The organism is Pseudescherichia sp. (assembly GCF_032052675.1).
Taxonomy (GTDB): Bacteria; Pseudomonadota; Gammaproteobacteria; order Enterobacterales; family Enterobacteriaceae; genus Pseudescherichia.
Window position 1 is genome coordinate 1 of record NZ_DAMBWA010000010.1, and the last position, 19,087, is coordinate 19,087.

Consider the following 19,087-nt stretch of genomic DNA (forward strand, 5'->3'; position numbering starts at 1 on the left):
ACCGTGTGAAGTGATTCACATCCGCCGTGTCGATGGAGGCGCATTATAGGGAGTTATTCGGGGCTGACAAGCGGAAAAATACAATTTTATTTCAACCGCTCATCTTTTCGTCATAACGGCTACTTTTGCTGCTTTTTAATCGCTGCAGGCAGGTCTGCAAGGCTATTAAGCACCCAATCTGCTGCGCTTTCCGCCTCTGGCGTGACCGGTTTGCCAGAACGCACTAATACTTTATGGCCGACGCCAGCTGCGGAGGCTGCCTGCATATCCTCTACTTTATCGCCCACCATATAAGAGGCGGTCATGTCGATATGCAAAAAGTCGCGCGCGGAGTTCAACATGCCCGGATGCGGCTTACGACAGTCGCACACCTGGCGGAACTCTTCGACGGTGCCCTGAGGATGATGAGGACAGTAGTAGATACCGTCCAGGTCGACGCCGCGATCCGCCAGCGACCAGTCCATCCATTCGGTCAGGGTTTCAAACTGTGCTTCAGTAAACTTGCCTCGGGCAATGCCGGACTGATTGGTTACCAGCACCAGCGCGAAGCCCATCGCTTTTAACTCACGCATAGCGTCAATGACGCCATCGATAAACTCAAAGTCGTCAATCTCGTGGACATAACCATGATCGACATTAATCGTGCCATCACGATCGAGAAAAATTGCGGGTACTGACTGTGCCACCGGCTTACTCCTGAAAAAGGCATGTCGCGCTAGTATCTCATGTTTCACGCGGCAAGAAAGTGCTCATCATAGCGAGTTACATTGAATTAGACGTCTGGATGCCTTACCATCCGCTCTGTTTACGGTCACTGCCCGTATCTGGCAGAACAAAATGCCACGGCTAACTCATACGACAAAAATATTCTAATGATTAAACTTTCGAATATCACCAAAGTGTTCCAACAGGGGAACCGCACCATTCAGGCGCTGAATAATGTCAGCCTGCATGTCCCTGCCGGACAAATTTATGGCGTCATCGGCGCATCGGGTGCCGGTAAAAGTACGCTGATTCGCTGCGTCAACCTGCTTGAGCGTCCGACGCAGGGCAGCGTTCAGGTTGGCGGCGAAGAGCTGACGACCCTATCAGAAGCGCAGCTCACCCGCGCCCGCCGCCAGATTGGCATGATCTTTCAGCACTTTAACCTGCTGGCTTCCCGCACCGTCTACGGCAACGTAGCGCTGCCGCTGGAGCTGGATAACACCCCGGCGGCCGAAATCAAACGTCGGGTTACCGAGCTGCTGGATCTGGTCGGCCTGGGCGATAAGCACGACAGCTACCCGGCTAACCTCTCCGGCGGTCAGAAGCAGCGCGTGGCGATTGCCCGTGCGCTGGCCAGCAATCCGAAAGTACTGCTCTGCGATGAGGCCACCAGCGCGCTGGATCCGGCGACTACCCGTTCTATTCTCGAGCTGCTGAAAGATATTAACCGTCGCCTCGGCTTAACCATTCTTCTTATTACGCATGAGATGGATGTCGTGAAGCGTATCTGTGACTGCGTAGCGGTCATTAGCAACGGCGAGCTGATTGAGCAGGATACGGTTAGCGAAGTGTTCTCCCATCCGAAGACGCCGCTGGCCCAACAGTTTATTCAGTCCACGCTGCATCTGGATATTCCTGAAGATTACCAGCAGCGTCTGAAGGCGGAAGCCGGAGTTGACAGCGTGCCGATGCTGCGTATGGAGTTTACCGGCCAGTCCGTAGATGCGCCGCTGCTCTCCGAAACCGCCCGTCGGTTCAACGTCAACAACAACATTATTAGTGCGCAGATGGATTACGCCGGCGGCGTGAAGTTCGGCATTATGCTGACCGAGATGCACGGCACGCAGCAGGATACCCAGGCCGCCATCGCCTGGCTGCAGCAACATCATGTAAAAGTAGAGGTACTGGGTTATGTCTGAGCCAATGATGTGGTTACTGGCGCGTGGTGTCTGGGAGACGCTGGCGATGACCTTTGTCTCCGGCTTCTTTGGATTCGTGATTGGCCTGCCGGTGGGCGTGCTGCTGTACGTTACCCGCCCGGGGCAGATCGTTGAGAACGCGAAGCTCTACCGCACCCTCTCTGCGCTGGTGAATATCTTCCGCTCTATTCCGTTTATTATTCTGCTGGTCTGGATGATCCCGTTCACCCGCGTGATTGTCGGCACCTCTATCGGCCTGCAGGCGGCGATTGTGCCGCTGACCGTTGGCGCTGCGCCGTTTATTGCCCGTATGGTAGAGAACGCGCTGTTGGAAATCCCAACCGGCCTGATCGAAGCCTCGCGCGCGATGGGCGCAACGCCGATGCAGATCGTGCGCAAGGTACTGCTGCCTGAAGCGATGCCGGGACTGGTCAACGCGGCCACCATCACGCTAATCACCCTGGTAGGCTACTCCGCTATGGGCGGCGCGGTTGGCGCGGGCGGGCTGGGCCAGATTGGCTATCAGTATGGTTATATCGGCTATAACGCCACCGTAATGAACACGGTGCTGATACTATTAGTCGTGCTGGTTTATCTGATTCAGTTCTCGGGCGATCGTATCGTTCGGGCAGTGACACATAAGTAGCGTTATACACAACACAATCGACTCAGTGAGTTAAGGAAATAACATGGTGTTCAAATTTAAGACCTTTGCGGCGGCGGGTGCGCTGATTGGTGCTCTGGCATTAGTAGGCTGCGGCCAGGACGAGAAAGATCCAAACCATATTAAAGTGGGCGTTATCGTCGGTGCCGAGCAGCAGGTGGCGGAAGTGGCAGCGAAAGTGGCAAAAGAGAAATACGGTCTCGACGTTGAGCTGGTGACCTTCAACGACTACGTGCTGCCGAACGAAGCGCTGAGCAAAGGCGATATTGATGCTAACGCCTTCCAGCACAAACCGTACCTGGATCAGCAGATCAAAGATCGCGGCTACAAGCTGGTTTCCGCAGGTAACACCTTTGTCTACCCTATCGCGGGCTACTCCAAAAAGATTAAATCTCTGAGCGAGCTGCAGGATGGCGCGCAGATTGCGGTGCCGAACGATCCGACCAACCTGGGCCGCTCTCTGCTGCTGCTGCAAAAACAGGGTCTGATCAAGCTGAAGGATGGCGTTGGCCTGCTGCCGACCGTTCTGGACGTGACCGAGAACCCGAAAAACCTCAAAATTGTTGAGCTGGAAGCACCGCAGCTGCCGCGCTCCCTGGACGATGCGCAGATTGCCCTGGCGGTGATCAACACCACCTATGCCAGCCAGATCAACCTGACCCCGGCGAAAGACGGTATCTTCGTTGAAGATAAAGACTCCCCGTACGTGAACATGATCGTAACCCGCGAAGACAATAAAGACGCGGAAAACGTGAAGAAATTCGTTCAGGCCTACCAGTCTGATGAAGTTGACCAGGCGGCGAACAAGGTCTTTAACGGCGGCGCTGTTAAAGGCTGGTAATCTCTCCTCGGTGTAATATCATTCAGGGCGGGCGCAAGCCCGCCTTGTCATTTATGCAGGCAACTGGTTCAATAACTGACAATTTGATCACTCATTGAGGAAATACTATGCGTGCTTTACCGATCTGTTTACTGGCACTCATGCTCAGCGGCTGCTCCATGCTAAGCAGATCTCCCGTCGAACCCGTTCAAAGCAACGCAGCAACGCCGCCAAAAGCGGAGCCAGTGAAAGCGAAAGTGTCCCCTCCGGCCCCGGTCAGAGTCATCACCAATCCAGAAGAGCTGATCGGTAAAACGTTCCGCGATCTGGGTGAGGTCTCCGGTGACTCCTGCCAGGCAAGCAACCAGGACTCTCCGCCGAACATTCCAACCGCCCGCAAACGTATGCAGATCAACGCGGCCAAAATGAAAGCCAATGCGGTACTTCAGCACAGCTGCGAAGTGACCAGCGGTACGCCGGGCTGCTACCGCCAGGCCGTGTGCATCGGTTCGGCGCTTAACGTTTCGGCGAAATGAGCACCTTTCAGTTTGCGCAGATAGGCGTTATTCGTTCCCCCTATAAAGAGAAGTTTGCCGTTCCGCGCCAGCCGGGGCTGGTGAAAAGCGGCGGCGGTGAGCTTCATCTCATCGCCCCCTATAACCAGGCCGATGCGGTGCGCGGGCTGGAGGCGTTTAGCCACCTCTGGCTGCTGTTTGTTTTCCATCAAACGATGGAGGGCGGCTGGCGGCCCACGGTGCGCCCTCCCCGGCTCGGCGGCAACGCCAGAATGGGGGTGTTTGCGACCCGCTCGACGTTTCGCCCGAACCCCATTGGCATGTCGCTGGTAGAGCTAAAGGGCATCCGCTGCCAGGGTGAACAGGTGATCCTCGACCTGGGCAGCCTCGATCTGGTAGACGGCACGCCGGTAGTGGATATCAAACCCTATCTGCCCTTTGCCGAGGCGCTGCCGGAGGCGAAAGCCAGCTACGCCCAACAGGCACCGCAGGCTACCATGCCGGTGAGCTTTACCCCCGAGCTTGCCCAGAGCCTGCCGACGCTTGAGGGACGCTATCCGCATCTCAGACAGTTTATCGTCGAGGTTCTGGCCCAGGATCCTCGTCCCGCCTATCGCCAGCAGGAAGAGGCAGGCAAGGAGTACGCCGTCTGGCTGCTCGATTTCAACGTCCGTTGGCGGGTGACCGACGCGGGCTTTGAGGTCTTTGCGCTGGAAGCGCGGTAAATTCTGCCCGCTCTCTTTTGACATGGCGGTCTCGCTGGTAAACTGAATCACTTTTTTTTGTGTCGGGCCCGCTTTGGGCCTGTACCCCTCGTCCAAATGGAATCGTAATAACATGCGTACTAGCCAATATCTGCTCTCCACACTGAAGGAGACACCAGCCGACGCCGAAGTGATCAGCCACCAGCTGATGCTGCGCGCCGGGTTGATCCGCAAGCTGGCCTCCGGGTTATACACCTGGCTGCCGACCGGCGTGCGCGTTCTGAAAAAAGTCGAAAACATCGTGCGTGAAGAGATGAATAACGCCGGTGCGATCGAGGTGTTAATGCCGGTGGTTCAGCCCGCTGATCTGTGGCAGGAGAGCGGTCGCTGGGAGCAGTACGGTCCGGAGCTGCTGCGCATTGCCGACCGTGGCGAGCGCCCGTTTGTTCTCGGCCCGACGCATGAAGAGGTCATTACCGATCTGATCCGTAACGAGCTGAGCTCCTACAAGCAGCTGCCGCTGAACTTCTATCAGATCCAGACCAAGTTCCGTGACGAAGTGCGTCCGCGCTTTGGCGTGATGCGTTCCCGTGAGTTCCTGATGAAAGACGCCTACTCTTTCCATACCTCACAGGAATCCCTGCAGCTGACCTACGACGCGATGTATGCTGCCTACAGCAAAATCTTCAGCCGCATGGATCTCGACTTCCGTGCCGTGCAGGCGGATACCGGCTCTATCGGCGGCAGCGCCTCGCACGAGTTCCAGGTGCTGGCCCAGAGCGGTGAAGATGACGTGATCTTCTCCGACAGCTCTGACTACGCGGCCAACATCGAGTTTGCCGAAGCGCTGGCACCGAAAGAAGCGCGCGCGGCGGCCACTCAGGAGATGACCCTGGTCGATACGCCGAACGCGAAAACCATCGCCGAGCTGGTTGAGCAGTTTGACCTGCCAATTGAGAAGACCGTTAAGACCCTGCTGGTAAAAGCGGTAGAGGGCAGTGCTTATCCGCTGGTCGCCCTGCTGGTGCGTGGCGATCATGAGCTGAACGAAGTGAAAGCAGAGAAGCTGCCGCAGGTTGCCAGCCCGCTGACCTTCGCTACCGAAGCTGAGATCCGCGCTATCGTCAACGCCGGTCCTGGCTCCCTCGGCCCGGTGAACATGCCGATCCCGGTGATTATCGACCGTACCGTTGCCGTGATGAGCGACTTCTCTGCGGGCGCCAACGTCGACGGCAAGCACTACTTCGGCATCAACTGGGATCGTGATGTGGCGACCCCAGAAGTGGCAGATATCCGTAACGTGGTTGCTGGCGATCCAAGCCCGGACGGCCAGGGTACGCTGATGATCAAGCGCGGCATCGAAGTGGGTCATATCTTCCAGCTGGGCACCAAATACTCTGAAGCGTTGAAAGCGTCAGTCCAGGGTGAAGATGGCCGTAACCAGATCCTGACGATGGGCTGCTACGGTATCGGCGTGACCCGCGTAGTGGCGGCGGCCATTGAGCAGAACCACGACGAGCGCGGTATCGTCTGGCCGGATGCGATTGCGCCGTTCCAGGTTGCCATTCTGCCGATGAACATGCACAAATCCTTCCGCGTGCAGGAGCTGGCCGAGAAGCTCTACGCTGAGCTGAACGCGCAGGGGATTGAGGTGCTGATGGACGATCGTAAAGAGCGTCCGGGCGTGATGTTTGCTGATATGGAGCTGATCGGTATTCCGCACACCATCGTGATCGGCGACCGCAACCTCGACAGCGACGATATCGAATACAAATACCGTCGCAACGGTGAGAAGCAGCTGATTAAGACCGGCGACATTCTCAACTACCTGGTGAAAGCCATCAAAGGCTAAGCCCTGCTCTGCCCGGCAAGCCTGCCGGGCAGATTCTACTCCCCGCCCCGCACCTTGCCGCGCATCGCCTTTACCGACGACTTTTGTGATTTGGTTGCCAGACGCCGCTCTTTTGATGCCCGCGTCGGGCGCGTAGGACGACGGCTCTTCTGCTCCACCATCAGCTCCTGAATCAGCGACACCAGACGGGCCAGCGCCGCTTCGCGGTTCATCTCCTGGCTGCGGTACTCCTGAGCCTTGATCACTACCATGCCGTCGCCAGTAATCAGATGGTGGCTCGCCGCCAGCAGGCGCTCTTTGTACGCATCCGGCAGGCTGGAGGCTTTGATATCGAAGCGCAGGTGGATCGCCGTAGAGGTTTTATTCACGTGCTGACCACCCGCGCCCTGGGCGCGAATGGCGGTCAGCTCGATTTCATTATCAGGAATGGCAACGCTGCGTGAAATCTCAATCATGCCGCGCTCTGCCAGGTTGTCAGATGGATCTCCAGATTGTTCTCCGCGTCGGAGAGCCAGATTGCGCCATCCTGAATGGTGGCCTGTAATGCCATAGTGCGGGAGGCAAAGGCGCTCAGCTGTGCCAGCTGCTCATCATCGAGATACCAGATGCTCAGGTTACTGAATCCAGCCAGCTTGCTCTGGTTCTGCTGCCACCAGACCTGCGCCGCCCGGCTGTTGTAGGTAAAGAGCGCCACCTCTTTCGACTGGGTGCAGGCTTTTTTGATGCGGCGCTCCTCCGGCAGCCCCAGCTCAATCCACAGATCGATCCCCAGATGATCGTTGCGCAGCCAGGCTTCCGGCTCGTCCTCCGCGCTCAGCCCACGGGTAAACTGCAAGCGCTCGTTGGCAAATTTGATCCACGCCAGCAGGCGCAGCATCATGCGCTCCTGAGTCTCAGAAGGGTGGCGCGCCAGGGTCAGGGTGGCATCAAGAAACTGGTTACGGTCCAGGTCGGCCACGTTCACCGTCGCTTTATAAATCGTTGCTTTTAATGCCATGTTATCGTCTCTTCGCAAAATAGCGGCTATTGTAGCAAACATTCAGTCCGCTGATATTGCCGGGATGAGTATGGTATAGTCACCTTGCTAAACAGAGTTAATCTTCGTAGGCTTAAACTTACATCCCACGGTGAAGTCAGTACACTGACAGGAGGGCATGTGGACAATTATTGTGAGTTAATACGCAAGCGGTATGCGGAAATTGCCAGCGGAGACGTAGGGTATATCCCGGATGCGCTGGGTTGCGTATTAAAAGCGCTCAATGAAGTGGCATCGGATGATGTGCTTCCTGAGCCCGTCAGGGAAAAGGCAGCCTATGCTGCCGCGAACTTACTGGTGAGCGATTATGTCAATGAATGAAACGTATCAACCCATCAACTGCGATGACTATGACAACCTTGAACTCGCCTGCCAGCATCATCTGTTACTGACGCTGACGCTAAAAGATGGCGAAGAGCTCAAGGGCAAAGCCAGCGATTTAGTCTCGCGAAAGAACGTTGAATACCTGCTTGTCGATGCAGCGGGTGAAACGCGTGAGCTCCGTCTCGACAAAATTGCCAGCTTTAGCCACCCGGATATCGGCACCGTTGTGGTGAGCGAATCCTGAACCTGTTCCAGCGGGCAGCATGCTGCCCGTTATCTCCGCCACGTCAGCCGTAGCCCCTCAGCGTTTTCCGCCAGCCCTGCCTGCGTCACAAACTGCCCCGCCGCCGCGATCGGCGTTTCGCCGTAAAAGAGGATGGGCGTGGTGTCCCGTAGCCAGGGGGCAACTCCCAGCTCCTGCCAGATTTTTTTCAGCTTGCGCCCGCCGTGACGCCCGGCAATATGCAGCATCCCCGGCGCATGAAAGCGCACCGTTACCGGCTCATCTGGCTGCGGAGGGCGAATATCGCCCCCCGGCACCAGCGTCAATTCTCCCAGCCCGGCGGGCAGCGTCAACGGCACCGATGTCGCGGGCCAGGAGATAACGGTTTGCCGCTGGCCTGGTGTGCTTTTCACCCACCAGAGCTGCCCCTGAAAGCGGCGGATCTCATGGGATCCCAGCACCAGACGCGGGGATGCATCTTCCCGAGCGAGGATCGCCTCCTGCCAGATGCGGGTCAGCAGATCCCGCGACGGCATCGGCGCACCCTGCCCGCTCAGCCAGCGGCGGATAAGCGCCGCCCGGCGATTAGCGCTCATGGTCATCAAGGGCGCAACGGCTAATGCCCCCTCTATGCTGACCACGCTCGCCAGCTCGTCTGCCAGCAGCTCGTCCAGAAGCTGCTCCTGCTCGCCGCACAGCGCCGCGCTGCGCGCCGCTGCGTTGGCAAAGTGCGGCCAGCGCTGCTTCAGCAGGGGCAAAACCTCCAGGCGGATAAAGTTGCGATCGTAGCTGGCGTCCTGATTACTCTCATCTTCGATCCAGCTCAGCCGATGGGCACAGGCCCACTGCTCCAGCGCCTCGCGGGTTTCATTGAGCAGCGGACGCAGCAGCTGGGTGCCGTGAAAGGGCAGCTCGGCAGGCATCGCCGCCAGCCCCGCCGGACCGCTGCCGCGTTTCAGCGCCAGCAGCAACGTTTCGCACTGGTCATCCTGATGTTGAGCGGTCACCAGCGCCTCCCCGGGCAGCAGCGCCTCGGCAAAGGCCCGATAGCGCGCCTTACGCGCCTGGGCTTCAATGCCCATCCCCTCCTCCGCCAGCGTCACGCGAATGACGCTCAGCGGCACATCCCACTGGCGGCATACCTGCTGGCAGTGAGTGACCCACGCATCGGCGTTGGGGCTTAGCCCATGATGAACGTGGATCGCCCGCAGAGAAACGTCAGGCTGCTGGATGCGCCACTGCACCAGCTGGTGCAGCAGCACGGTAGAGTCCAGCCCGCCGCTAAACGCCACCAGAAACCGACGGCGGGCGTGCAGGCTTTGCATAAGCGTTGAAGGTGTCATTCCTGCTGGTAGAGCTCCAGCGGCAGACCGTCGGGATCGCTAAAGAAGGTGAAGCGCTTGCCGGTGAAGGGGTCGATGCGCACCGGCTCACACTCTACGCCGTGCTGTTGCAGATGGGTTATCGCCCGCTCAACGTCGTCCACGCTGAAGGCCAGATGGCGCAGGCCGCAGGCCTCGGGGCGGCTGGGCCGCGCGGGCGGGAAAGGAAAGGAGAAAAGTTCAATCACGTACTCGCCGTTCAGCGCCAGGTCGCCCTTCCAGGAGTCCCGCTCTTCACGATAGGCCTCACTTTGCAGGGTAAAACCTAAAATATCGCAGTAAAACGCTTTGCTCTTTGCATAATCCGTCGCAATGATTGCGATGTGGTGAACCTTTTTTAAACCTAGCATAACCCCTCCTTTTTTCATGCCAACGTTACGACGCTGCGCATCCCTGCGCAAGGGGGTCACGTCTGTTTTAAGACCCTTACCCGGTAAACGCCATCCTCATCGCGCTTCGCACCGTGGATATCCGTTTCAAAACCGGGATAGTGGCGGCCGATGGCGCAGAGCATCAAGAGGAAATCGAGCACCGCCCGGCTGCGCTCGGTGATCATCTCTCCAGGCATCAGCAGCGGGACGCCCGGCGGATACGGCAGGATCATATTGGCGGAGACGCGTCCTACCAGCGCCTCCAGCTCTACGGTCTCCACTTCGCCTTTCACCTGGAGTTGCCATGCCTGGTGCGGGGTCATGATCATGTGCGGCAGCACGTCGAAGGCCTGGAGCATCAGGCGCGGCAGCTCATGCTGGCAGATCAGCTTGTGGATCCCCTGGGCCAGATCCTGAATGCGCATGTTGCGGTAGAAATCGGGATCCTCGGCGTAGAGATCCGGCAGCATGTTCTTCACCCGCAGGTTGAGATCGTAGGCGCGCTTAAACTCCATCAGGCCGCGCAGCAGCCCCATCGCCCGGGTTTTATCGATGCCGATACTAAACAGGAACAGCAGGTTATAGGGGCCGGTTTTCTCTACTACCACGCCGCGCTCGTCGAGGAATTTCGCGACCAGCGCGGCGGGGATCCCCTCCTCCGCCATGTTGCCCTGCTCGTCCATGCCCGGCGTCAGGATCGTGACCTTGACCGGATCGAGGAACATATGGTCGGCATCCGCCTCGCGGAAGCCGTGCCACGCCTCGCCCGGCGCAACCGGCCAGCAGTCGGCCTGGTCAATATCCTCCGGCTGCCAGATATCGAAGAACCAGCCCTCCGCCTCGTCTTTCAGCCGCTGCACCTCTTTACGGAAGTGAAGCGCACGCTCGACGGAGCGGTTGATCAGCCGCCGACCCGGATTGCCCCGCAGCATCGCCGCGGCCGTCTCGATAGAGGCCACCAGCGGATAGCTTGGCGAAGTGGTGGTATGCATCATGTAAGCTTCGTTAAAGGTCTCTTCGTCATATTCGCCCTTAACGTGGATCAGTGATGCCTGGGAGAAGGCGGCCAGCATCTTGTGCGTTGACTGGGTTTCAAAGAAGACCTTGCCCGGCACGCGGTCGCCGCTCATACCGCTCTTGCCCTCATAGATGGGGTGGAAGTTGGTGTAGGGCACCCATGCCGAATCGAAGTGAATCGACGGCACGTCCAGGGTCTCCTTGATCCAGTTGGTATTGTAGAGCAGCCCGTCATAGGTGGAGTTGGTGATCACTGCGTGAACCGGCCAGCTGGCACCGTGCGTCGCCGCCACCTTCTCTGTAATGCTCTCATGGCTAAACTCGCGGCGGGGAATACCGCCTAAGATACCCAGCGCGTTGCGTCCGGGCTTGAGCCAGATCGGCACCACGTCACTCATCATCAGCAGGTGGGCCAGCGACTTGTGGCAGTTGCGATCGATAAGCAGCGTGCTGCCGTCAGGCGCGGCGTACATGCCAACAATCTTGTTGGAGGTCGAGGTGCCGTTGGTCACCATGTAGCTCTGCTCGGCACCAAAGGTACGGGCGATATACTCCTCGGCCTCCAGGTGTGGGCCGGTGTGATCGAGCAGGGATCCCAGCTCGGTCACGGAGATCGAGACGTCGGCCTTCAGGGTGTTGCCGCCGAAAAAGTCATAGAACAGGCAGCCCACCGGGCTTTTCTGGTAGGCGGTACCGGCCATGTGTCCGGGGGTACAGAAGGTGTACTTGCCCTCTTTCACGTAGGTGAAAAGCGAGCGGGTAAAGGGCGGCGTAATGTGGTCCAGATACTCGTTGGTATACTGGCGGATACGCGTCGAGATGCTGTCGGCTACGCCCAGCGCATACTCAAAAAACCACAGCGCCATACGCATTTCGTGGGCGCTGACGTCCATCGTTGAGTGGGTATTGACAAAGGCGTAGAGCGGCAGATACTCATTAAGCTGGTTAATATCACTGCACAGATCCAGGCCGTGCTGGTCCCAGTCAAAGATGACGCCGCAGATACGCGGGTTGTGTTCGATGAGTTTTAACAGGTCGTTGCTGCTGGTGGGGTAGATGAGCTGGAAACCCTGCTGCTCCAGCGCAAGGTGAAGCTCTTTGAGGGGCTCGTCTTTATAAAAAACGCCCTGCTGCCCCATGATGGCGATGATATTCAATGCTTACCTCCGTGCGAATTCACAGGTAAGCATAGTTGAGGCGAAGAGGTTTTGTAGGCCGGGCAAGCGTGAGCACCGCCCGGCGTTTTACAGAAATCAGGCGTAGCCGTAGCTCATCAGGCGCTGGTAACGACGGTCACGCAGCTCATCTTTGCTCAGCACGTCCAGATCGGCCAGATCTTCCAGCAGCTGCGCCTTCAGCGACGCGGCCATTGTCTCCGGGTTGCGGTGCGCGCCACCCAGCGGCTCTGGAATAATGGAGTCGATCAGCTTCAGCTCTTTCAGGCGCGGGGCGATGATGCCCATCGCTTCTGCAGCCAGCGGCGCTTTATCAGCGCTCTTCCACAGAATGGACGCACAGCCTTCCGGAGAGATCACCGAGTAGGTGCTGTACTGCAGCATGTTGACTTTGTCGCCCACGCCGATAGCCAGCGCGCCGCCGGAGCCGCCTTCACCGATAACGGTGCAGATCACCGGCACGTTCAGACGCGACATCTCACGCAGGTTGCGGGCAATCGCTTCAGACTGGCCGCGCTCTTCTGCGCCCACGCCAGGATAAGCACCCGGGGTGTCGATAAAGGTGATGATCGGCATGTTGAAACGCTCGGCCATCTCCATCAGGCGCAGCGCTTTGCGATAGCCTTCCGGCGCCGGCATGCCAAAGTTACGGCGGATCTTCTCTTTGGTTTCACGCCCTTTCTGATGACCAATGATCATCACCGGACGCCCGTCCAGACGCGCGATACCGCCAACGATAGCTTTATCGTCAGCGAAGGCGCGGTCACCGGCCAGCTCGTCGAACTCATCAAACGCCAGGCGGACATAATCCAGGGTGTACGGACGCTGTGGGTGACGCGCCAGTTGCGCCACCTGCCATGCGCCGAGATCGGCAAAGATTTTGCGCGTCAGCTCTACGCTTTTTTCGCGCAGACGATGCACCTCTTCGTCGATGTTAATATCCAGTTTTTCATCCTGGCGGCTCACGGCCGTCAGGGAATCGATTTTCGCTTCCAGCTCGGCGATCGGCTGTTCGAAATCAAGGAAATTCAGACTCATAGTATTCCTGTATTAGTCAAACTCCAGTTCCACCTGCTCCGGGCCAACCAGGCCACGCAGATCGTTAAGTAAACGATCGCTCGGAGAGACACGCCACGTTGCACCAAAGCGCAACCGGGCGCGCGCATCCGCTCTCTGATAGTAGAGATGCACTGGAATAGTTCCCGAACGGTGGGGTTCCAGAGACTGACGGAGTCGGTTTAAAAGCTGGTCATCAATTTGCCTGTCCGTCAGCGAGATAGCAAGCCCGCGAGCATATTTTTCCCGGGCTTCGTCAATGTCCATCACTTCGCGGGCGGTCATTTTAAGCCCCCCGCTGAAGTCATCAAAGCTGACCTGTCCGCTGACGATGAGTATGCGGTCTTTTTCCAGCAATTGCTGGTATTTATCCAGCGCGTCGGTGAATAACATCACCTCCAGACGGCCGGAACGGTCATCCAGCGTACAGATACCGATACGATTGCCGCGCTTGGTGACCATAACCCGCGCCGCAATAACGAGCCCCGCAGCGGTGGTGATCTTACCACGCTCTGTCGGGTGCATGTCTTTGAGCCGAAGCCCGCCGACATAGCGCTCAATCTCTTTTAAATACTGGGTAATCGGGTGACCCGTCAGGTAGAGCCCCAACGTCTCACGTTCCCCGTCCAGCACCACCTGCTCCGGCCAGCGCTGGCAGTTGGCGTAGGACTGCTCAATCTGCGCCGGCTCCTCCGCCAGCACGCCGAACATATCCGCCTGACCAATTGCCTCTGCCTTAGCATGCTGATCGGCGGCTTTTAGCGCATCGTTCAGCGAGTTCATTAGCGCGGCGCGGTGCGGCCCGAGGCGGTCAAACGCCCCGGACATAATCAGCTTCTCCAGCACCCGACGGTTAAGCTTTTTGGTGTCGGTGCGGGCGCAAAGGTCAAACAGCTCGCGGAAGTAGCCGTCTTTATTCCGGGCCTCCAGAATGGCTTCAATCGGACCTTCACCTACGCCCTTGATGGCACCGATCCCGTAGACAATTTCGCCGTCGTCGTTAACGTGAAAATGGTACAGCCCGGAGTTAATATCCGGCGGCAGGATCTTTAACCCCATCCGCCAGCACTCATCCACCAGCCCAACCACCTTCTCGGTGTTGTCCATATCCGCCGTCATCACCGCCGCCATAAACTCAGCGGGATAGTGGGCCTTTAGCCACAGCGTCTGATACGACACCAAAGCATAGGCGGCGGAGTGCGATTTGTTAAATCCGTAGCCGGCGAATTTCTCCACCAGATCGAAGATTTTCATCGCCAGCTCGCCGTCGACGCCGTTCTTTTTCGCCCCGTCTTCAAAGACCGAGCGCTGCTTGGCCATCTCTTCCGGCTTCTTCTTACCCATTGCACGACGCAGCATGTCCGCGCCGCCCAGCGTATAGCCGGAGAGCTCCTGGGCAATCTGCATCACCTGCTCCTGATAGAGGATGATGCCGTAGGTCGGCTCCAGCACCGGCTTCAGGCTCTCGTGCTGCCACTGCACGTCCGGATAGGAGATCTCTTCCCGACCGTGCTTACGGTCGATAAAGTTGTCCACCATCCCCGACTGCAACGGACCGGGACGGAACAGGGCCACCAGCGCGATCATATCTTCGAAGCAGTCAGGCTGCAGGCGTTTAATCAGATCCTTCATGCCGCGGGATTCAAGCTGGAAGACCGCGGTGGTTTCCGAGCGCTGCAGCATATCAAAACTTTTCTTGTCGTCGAGAGGGATCGCAGCGATATCGATCGGCTCCAGCCCCTGCTTTGCCCGGCGCGGGTTGATCATCTTCAGCGCCCAGTCGATGATCGTCAGCGTACGCAGGCCGAGGAAGTCGAATTTCACCAACCCCGCATACTCGACGTCGTTCTTATCGAACTGGGTCACCGGATGCTGTCCGGCTTCGTCACAGTAGAGCGGCGCAAAATCAGTAATTTTGGTCGGCGCGATCACTACCCCACCAGCGTGCTTACCGGCGTTACGCGTTACCCCTTCCAGCTTGCGCGCCATGTCGATGAGGGCTCTGACCTCTTCATCGGCCTCGTAGATCTCCGGCAGCTGCGGCTCGGCCTCAAAGGCTTTCGCCAGGGTCATGCCCGGATCCGGCGGCACCAGCTTGGAGATGCGGTCCACAAAGCCGTAGGGGTGACCCAGCACGCGACCCACGTCGCGGATCACCGCTTTCGCCGCCATCGTACCGAAGGTGATGATCTGTGATACCGCCTCGCGCCCGTACATCTCCGCCACGTGGTCGATAACCTGGTCGCGTTTCTCCATGCAGAAGTCAACGTCGAAGTCAGGCATCGAAACACGCTCCGGGTTCAGGAAGCGTTCGAACAGCAGGTCAAACTCCAGCGGATCGAGGTCGGTGATCTTCAGCGCGTAGGCCACCAGCGAGCCGGCGCCGGAACCACGGCCCGGCCCTACCGGGACACCGTTATCCTTCGACCACTGGATAAACTCCATAACGATCAGGAAGTAGCCAGGGAAGCCCATCTGGTTGATGACCTTCAGCTCAACGTCGAGGCGCTCGTCATACTCAGGGCGCTTCTCGGCGCGCACCGCCGGGTCCGGGAAGAGGAACTCCAGACGCTCCTCCAGCCCCTCCTTCGACTTCAGCACCAGGAAATCTTCCGTGGTCATCTCGCCGGTAGGGAACTGCGGCAGGAAGTATTCGCCGAGACGCACGGTGACGTTGCAGCGCTTGGCAATCTCGACGCTGTTCTCCAGCGCTTCCGGGATGTCGGAGAAGAGCTCGCACATCTCCTCTTCGCTGCGCATATACTGCTGCGGCGAATAGAGGCGCGGACGCTTGGGATCGTCGAGGGTAAAGCCGTCGTGAATAGCAACGCGAATTTCGTGGGCGTCAAAATCGCCGCTGTCGATAAAGCGGACGTCGTTGGTCGCCACTACCGGCAGACCACGCTCCTGGGCCAGCTCAACCGCCGCGTGCAGGTAGCTCTCTTCGTCAGGACGGCCGGTACGGATCAGCTCCAGGTAGAAGCGATCCGGGAAGTGGGTCTCGTAGAAGCTTACGCACTGATCCACCAGCGCCGCGTTGCCGCGCAGCAGGCTTTTGCCTACGTCGCCCATGCGTCCGCCGGAGAGCAGGATCAGCCCCTCGTTCAGCTCCGCCAGCCACTCCCGGTCGATCCACGGCCCCAGCGCGCCGTAGCCACGCTGGTAGGCGCGAGAGATGAGCAGCGTCAGATTTTGGTAGCCGGTGTTGTTGGCGGCGAGCACCGTAATTTGGGTAAACTCGTCGCCCATGATATCGCTCTGGACGTGAAAATCCGCCCCGACGATTGGCTTAATCCCTGCCCCGTGGCCCGTTCCGTAGAACTTAACCAGACCGCAGAGGTTGGTAAAATCGGTGATCGCCAGCGCAGGCTGACCCAACGCGGCCGCCTTTTTCACCAGCGGCCCGGTCTTAGCCAGCCCATCGATCATGGAGTAGTCGCTGTGCACCCGCAGGTGCACGTAACGTGGTTCAGCCATAGTGTATTTAGCTTCCGCTTTACTTAATGTGCAGCAATCAGGAGACCAGCCCCAGCGCGCGTTTTACTGGCGCAAAGCTACGCCGGTGATGCTCTGTCGCGCCGTGCTCCGCCAGTCTCTCCAGGTGGAAAGCGGTCGGATACCCTTTATGCTGCGCAAAGCCATATTGAGGGAACGTCAGGTCAAGCGCGGCCATTTCGGCATCGCGCGTGACTTTGGCAATAATGGAGGCGGCGCTAATTTCCGCCACCCGGCTATCGCCTTTCACCACCGCCATTGATGGCATAGGCAGAGCCGGACAGCGGTTACCGTCGATCAGCACGTATTCGGGAACAACGGATAGCCCGGCCACGGCGCGCTGCATCGCCAGCATGGTCGCGTGCAGAATGTTCAGCTCGTCAATTTCATGCGGCTCGGCGCGGCCCAGACTCCAGCATAGCGCCTTTTCCTGAATCTCAGCAAACAGCGCCAGACGCCGTTTTTCACTCAGTTTTTTGGAGTCGTTGAGGCCGATAATAGGCCTGGCGGGGTCGAGGATCACCGCCGCCGTAACGACCGCGCCGACCAGCGGGCCACGGCCCACCTCATCCACACCCGCCACAAGGTGGTGGTGTGGATAAATAAATTCATTCATTTTGCTAGCTCCAGCACAGCATCCGCCGCCTGTTCATCTGCATTGCAGCGGATCTGCTGATGCAGCTCACGGAAGGTGTCATGCATGGCATGGCTGGTGTTGCCCCGGGCCAGCAGCGGCAGCAGCGCATCGGCCAGCAGCTGCGGCTGGCACTCGTCCTGCAGCAGCTCTTTCACCAGCTCGCGCCCGGCGAGCAGGTTAGGCAGCGAGACGTAGTCGGTCTTCACCAGCCTTTTTGCCAGCCAGAAGGTGAACGGTTTCATGCGATAGCCAACCACCATCGGGCATTTTGCCAGCATGCACTCCAGCGCGGCGGTGCCGGAGGCCAGCAGTGCGGCGTCGCTGGCCACCATCGCCTCGCGGCCTTTGCCGTCCAGCAGATGCACCACCAGATCCGGTGCAACCTCGGCTTTAATACGCTCAAACTGCTCCCGACGCTTCGCATTGACCAGCGGCACCACTACCTCTAAATCGGGGTAGCGCTGGCGCAGGATCTGCGCGGTGCGCAGGAAGTCAGCGCTGAGCATCTCCACTTCCGCGCCGCGGCTGCCGGGCAGCAGCGCCAGACAGTGGGCGTCGTGCGAGAGCCCGAGGGCGTCGCGCGCGGCCTTTTTATCGGGATCCAGCGGCATGGCGTCCGCCATCGTATGGCCGATAAAACGGCACGGCACGTTAAAGCGGTCATAAAACGCTTTTTCGAAAGGCAGAAAGGCCAGCACCAGATCGGTGGATCTGCCTATTTTGAAAACGCGTTTCTGTCGCCAGGCCCAGACGGAGGGGCTGACGTAGTGAATCGTTTTAATACCCTGCTGTTTGAGGTTACCCTCGAGGGTAATATTGAAATCCGGGGCGTCGATGCCGACAAAGACGTCCGGCTTAAGGGCGGTAAAGCGGCGCGTCAGATCGGCGCGGATATGCAGCAGGCGGCGCAGACGGCCCAGCACCTCAACGATGCCCATCACCGCCAGCTCTTCCATCTCATACCAGGCCTCGCAGCCCTCGGCCTGCATCAGCGGGCCAGCTACGCCGACAAAGCGGGCGTTAGGCACGCGCTGCTTGAGCGCACGGATAAGACCGGCACCAAGAATATCGCCGGAGGTTTCTCCGGCGACCAGGGCAATCGTAAGCGGACGATCGTCAACCATTAACGGATCAGGCCCCGCGTCGAGCGCTCAAAGAACTCGGTAAACGCGCGCACTTCCGGGTGCGCTTCCGCCAGCTCAGCGATCTCAGGCTTCGCCTCTTCCAGCGTCTTACCGCTGCGGTAGAGCAGCTTGTAGGCGTTGCGAATGGCGATCAGCGCCTCTCGGCTGAAGCCGCGACGTTTCAGCCCTTCGATATTCACCCCGAACGGCGTGGCGTGGTTGCCCTGGGCAATCACGTACGGCGGCACATCCTGGGCAACGCCAGAGCAGCCGCCCACCATCACGTGCGCACCGATAATGCAGAACTGGTGCACCGCCGTCATGCCACCGATGATGGCATGATCGTCGACCGAAACGTGGCCCGCTAACGTCGCATTGTTAGCGAGGATACAGTTGTTCCCTACCGTACAATCATGCGCAACGTGTGCATTGATCATCAGCAGGTTACCGCTGCCCACCTTCGTCAAACCACCGCCCTGCTCGGTACCACGGTGAATGGTTACGCTTTCGCGAATGCGGTTACGATCGCCAATTTCCACCCGGGTCGGTTCGCCAGCATATTTAAGATCCTGGTTCACTTCACCGATGGAGGCGAACTGATAGATCTCGTTGTCGCGGCCAATTTTAGTGTGGCCGTTAACGACAACGTGAGACTTCAGTACGGTACCCTCACCAATTTCAACATGGGGTCCAACAATACAGAACGGGCCAATGTGGGCGTTAGCGCCAATAACGGCACCCGCTTCCACGATGGCGGTAGGATGAACAAAGGCAGTTTTATCAATCAC

General features: G+C 58.6%; 19 protein-coding genes. 8 read left to right on the forward strand and 11 right to left on the reverse strand.

Features of this window, described 5'->3' with window-relative positions; all coding sequences use genetic code 11:
* Positions 1 to 119: 119 nt before the first annotated feature.
* A complete protein-coding gene (gene gmhB, locus RTX96_RS14090; protein ID WP_312671410.1) occupies positions 120 to 686 on the reverse strand; it encodes a D-glycero-beta-D-manno-heptose 1,7-bisphosphate 7-phosphatase in 567 nt (188 codons plus the stop codon).
* A 186-nt stretch (positions 687 to 872) separates the two neighbouring features.
* Between gmhB and metN the strand changes: the two genes are divergently transcribed.
* The 6 genes from metN (at position 873) to proS (ending at position 6,459) form a co-directional block, all read left to right on the forward strand.
* A complete protein-coding gene (gene metN / locus RTX96_RS14095) occupies positions 873 to 1,904 on the forward strand; it encodes a methionine ABC transporter ATP-binding protein MetN (protein WP_103820623.1) in 1,032 nt (343 codons plus the stop codon).
* Entirely contained in the window at positions 1,897 to 2,550 is a 654-nt protein-coding gene (locus RTX96_RS14100) for a methionine ABC transporter permease MetI (protein WP_042390667.1), read from the forward strand. Before metN ends, RTX96_RS14100 begins: the two co-directional genes overlap by 8 nt.
* Before the next feature lie 43 nt (positions 2,551 to 2,593).
* Positions 2,594 to 3,409, forward strand: coding sequence for a MetQ/NlpA family lipoprotein (locus RTX96_RS14105; protein ID WP_103820624.1), 816 nt, complete (start codon positions 2,594 to 2,596; stop codon positions 3,407 to 3,409).
* Positions 3,410 to 3,516: 107 nt separating this feature from the next.
* On the forward strand, positions 3,517 to 3,924 hold the full coding sequence (rcsF, locus tag RTX96_RS14110) for an Rcs stress response system protein RcsF (protein ID WP_103820625.1): 408 nt from the start codon (positions 3,517 to 3,519) through the stop codon (positions 3,922 to 3,924).
* Entirely contained in the window at positions 3,921 to 4,628 is a 708-nt protein-coding gene (gene tsaA / locus RTX96_RS14115) for a tRNA (N6-threonylcarbamoyladenosine(37)-N6)-methyltransferase TrmO (RefSeq protein ID WP_312671411.1), read from the forward strand. Before rcsF ends, tsaA begins: the two co-directional genes overlap by 4 nt.
* Before the next feature lie 112 nt (positions 4,629 to 4,740).
* Complete coding sequence (gene proS, locus RTX96_RS14120; protein WP_103820627.1) at positions 4,741 to 6,459, forward strand: proline--tRNA ligase; 1,719 nt, start codon at positions 4,741 to 4,743, stop codon at positions 6,457 to 6,459.
* Positions 6,460 to 6,494: 35 nt separating this feature from the next.
* On the opposite strand, the gene arfB is transcribed toward proS, so the two are convergent.
* Complete coding sequence (gene arfB / locus RTX96_RS14125; protein WP_103820628.1) at positions 6,495 to 6,914, reverse strand: alternative ribosome rescue aminoacyl-tRNA hydrolase ArfB; 420 nt, start codon at positions 6,912 to 6,914, stop codon at positions 6,495 to 6,497.
* Positions 6,911 to 7,456 carry a YaeQ family protein gene (locus RTX96_RS14130; RefSeq protein ID WP_103820629.1) on the reverse strand — a complete coding sequence of 182 codons (546 nt, stop codon included), beginning with the start codon at positions 7,454 to 7,456 and terminating at the stop codon, positions 6,911 to 6,913. Before RTX96_RS14130 ends, arfB begins: the two co-directional genes overlap by 4 nt.
* A 159-nt stretch (positions 7,457 to 7,615) precedes the next feature.
* On the opposite strand from RTX96_RS14130, the gene RTX96_RS14135 reads away from it, so the two are divergent.
* Both RTX96_RS14135 and rof read left to right on the forward strand, forming a co-directional pair.
* Positions 7,616 to 7,816: a YaeP family protein gene (locus tag RTX96_RS14135; protein ID WP_103820630.1), complete on the forward strand. Its 201-nt coding sequence runs from the start codon at positions 7,616 to 7,618 to the stop codon at positions 7,814 to 7,816.
* Positions 7,803 to 8,063 (forward strand): Rho-binding antiterminator, encoded by a 261-nt coding sequence (rof, locus tag RTX96_RS14140; RefSeq protein ID WP_141092967.1) that lies wholly within the window; start codon positions 7,803 to 7,805, stop codon positions 8,061 to 8,063. The genes RTX96_RS14135 and rof overlap by 14 nt, the downstream gene beginning before the upstream one ends.
* Before the next feature lie 29 nt (positions 8,064 to 8,092).
* Here rof and tilS read toward each other — a convergent pair whose 3' ends face one another.
* The 8 genes from tilS to lpxA form a co-directional block, all read right to left on the reverse strand.
* On the reverse strand, positions 8,093 to 9,385 hold the full coding sequence (gene tilS / locus RTX96_RS14145) for a tRNA lysidine(34) synthetase TilS (protein ID WP_312671412.1): 1,293 nt from the start codon (positions 9,383 to 9,385) through the stop codon (positions 8,093 to 8,095).
* A complete protein-coding gene (locus RTX96_RS14150; RefSeq protein WP_103820633.1) occupies positions 9,382 to 9,774 on the reverse strand; it encodes a VOC family protein in 393 nt (130 codons plus the stop codon). The genes tilS and RTX96_RS14150 overlap by 4 nt, the downstream gene beginning before the upstream one ends.
* Before the next feature lie 56 nt (positions 9,775 to 9,830).
* On the reverse strand, positions 9,831 to 11,969 hold the full coding sequence (locus tag RTX96_RS14155; RefSeq protein ID WP_312671413.1) for a lysine decarboxylase LdcC: 2,139 nt from the start codon (positions 11,967 to 11,969) through the stop codon (positions 9,831 to 9,833).
* Between the two features lie 96 nt (positions 11,970 to 12,065).
* Positions 12,066 to 13,025, reverse strand: a complete 960-nt coding sequence (accA, locus tag RTX96_RS14160) for an acetyl-CoA carboxylase carboxyl transferase subunit alpha (RefSeq protein WP_103820635.1) — start codon at positions 13,023 to 13,025, stop codon at positions 12,066 to 12,068.
* Between the two features lie 12 nt (positions 13,026 to 13,037).
* Positions 13,038 to 16,520: a DNA polymerase III subunit alpha gene (gene dnaE, locus RTX96_RS14165; protein WP_312671414.1), complete on the reverse strand. Its 3,483-nt coding sequence runs from the start codon at positions 16,518 to 16,520 to the stop codon at positions 13,038 to 13,040.
* A gap of 37 nt (positions 16,521 to 16,557) precedes the next feature.
* Entirely contained in the window at positions 16,558 to 17,154 is a 597-nt protein-coding gene (gene rnhB / locus RTX96_RS14170) for a ribonuclease HII (RefSeq protein WP_103820637.1), read from the reverse strand.
* On the reverse strand, positions 17,151 to 18,299 hold the full coding sequence (lpxB, locus tag RTX96_RS14175) for a lipid-A-disaccharide synthase (protein WP_312671415.1): 1,149 nt from the start codon (positions 18,297 to 18,299) through the stop codon (positions 17,151 to 17,153). Before lpxB ends, rnhB begins: the two co-directional genes overlap by 4 nt.
* Positions 18,299 to 19,087 (reverse strand): acyl-ACP--UDP-N-acetylglucosamine O-acyltransferase, encoded by a 789-nt coding sequence (lpxA, locus tag RTX96_RS14180; protein WP_103820639.1) that lies wholly within the window; start codon positions 19,085 to 19,087, stop codon positions 18,299 to 18,301. Before lpxA ends, lpxB begins: the two co-directional genes overlap by 1 nt.

What these genes read in the sequence shown, in the direction of transcription:
- metN (WP_103820623.1), top strand. Translation starts at nt 873, where the DNA reads ATGATTAAACTTTCGAATATCACCAAAGTGTTCCAACAGGGGAACCGC.
- rcsF (WP_103820625.1), top strand. Translation starts at nt 3,517, where the DNA reads ATGCGTGCTTTACCGATCTGTTTACTGGCACTCATGCTCAGCGGCTGC.
- RTX96_RS14150 (WP_103820633.1), bottom strand. Translation starts at nt 9,774, where the DNA reads ATGCTAGGTTTAAAAAAGGTTCACCACATCGCAATCATTGCGACGGAT.
- tilS (WP_312671412.1), bottom strand. Translation starts at nt 9,385, where the DNA reads ATGACACCTTCAACGCTTATGCAAAGCCTGCACGCCCGCCGTCGGTTT.
- rof (WP_141092967.1), top strand. Translation starts at nt 7,803, where the DNA reads ATGTCAATGAATGAAACGTATCAACCCATCAACTGCGATGACTATGAC.
- arfB (WP_103820628.1), bottom strand. Translation starts at nt 6,914, where the DNA reads ATGATTGAGATTTCACGCAGCGTTGCCATTCCTGATAATGAAATCGAG.
- tsaA (WP_312671411.1), top strand. Translation starts at nt 3,921, where the DNA reads ATGAGCACCTTTCAGTTTGCGCAGATAGGCGTTATTCGTTCCCCCTAT.
- lpxB (WP_312671415.1), bottom strand. Translation starts at nt 18,299, where the DNA reads ATGGTTGACGATCGTCCGCTTACGATTGCCCTGGTCGCCGGAGAAACC.
- proS (WP_103820627.1), top strand. Translation starts at nt 4,741, where the DNA reads ATGCGTACTAGCCAATATCTGCTCTCCACACTGAAGGAGACACCAGCC.
- RTX96_RS14100 (WP_042390667.1), top strand. Translation starts at nt 1,897, where the DNA reads ATGTCTGAGCCAATGATGTGGTTACTGGCGCGTGGTGTCTGGGAGACG.
- RTX96_RS14105 (WP_103820624.1), top strand. Translation starts at nt 2,594, where the DNA reads ATGGTGTTCAAATTTAAGACCTTTGCGGCGGCGGGTGCGCTGATTGGT.
- dnaE (WP_312671414.1), bottom strand. Translation starts at nt 16,520, where the DNA reads ATGGCTGAACCACGTTACGTGCACCTGCGGGTGCACAGCGACTACTCC.
- RTX96_RS14130 (WP_103820629.1), bottom strand. Translation starts at nt 7,456, where the DNA reads ATGGCATTAAAAGCAACGATTTATAAAGCGACGGTGAACGTGGCCGAC.
- rnhB (WP_103820637.1), bottom strand. Translation starts at nt 17,154, where the DNA reads ATGAATGAATTTATTTATCCACACCACCACCTTGTGGCGGGTGTGGAT.
- accA (WP_103820635.1), bottom strand. Translation starts at nt 13,025, where the DNA reads ATGAGTCTGAATTTCCTTGATTTCGAACAGCCGATCGCCGAGCTGGAA.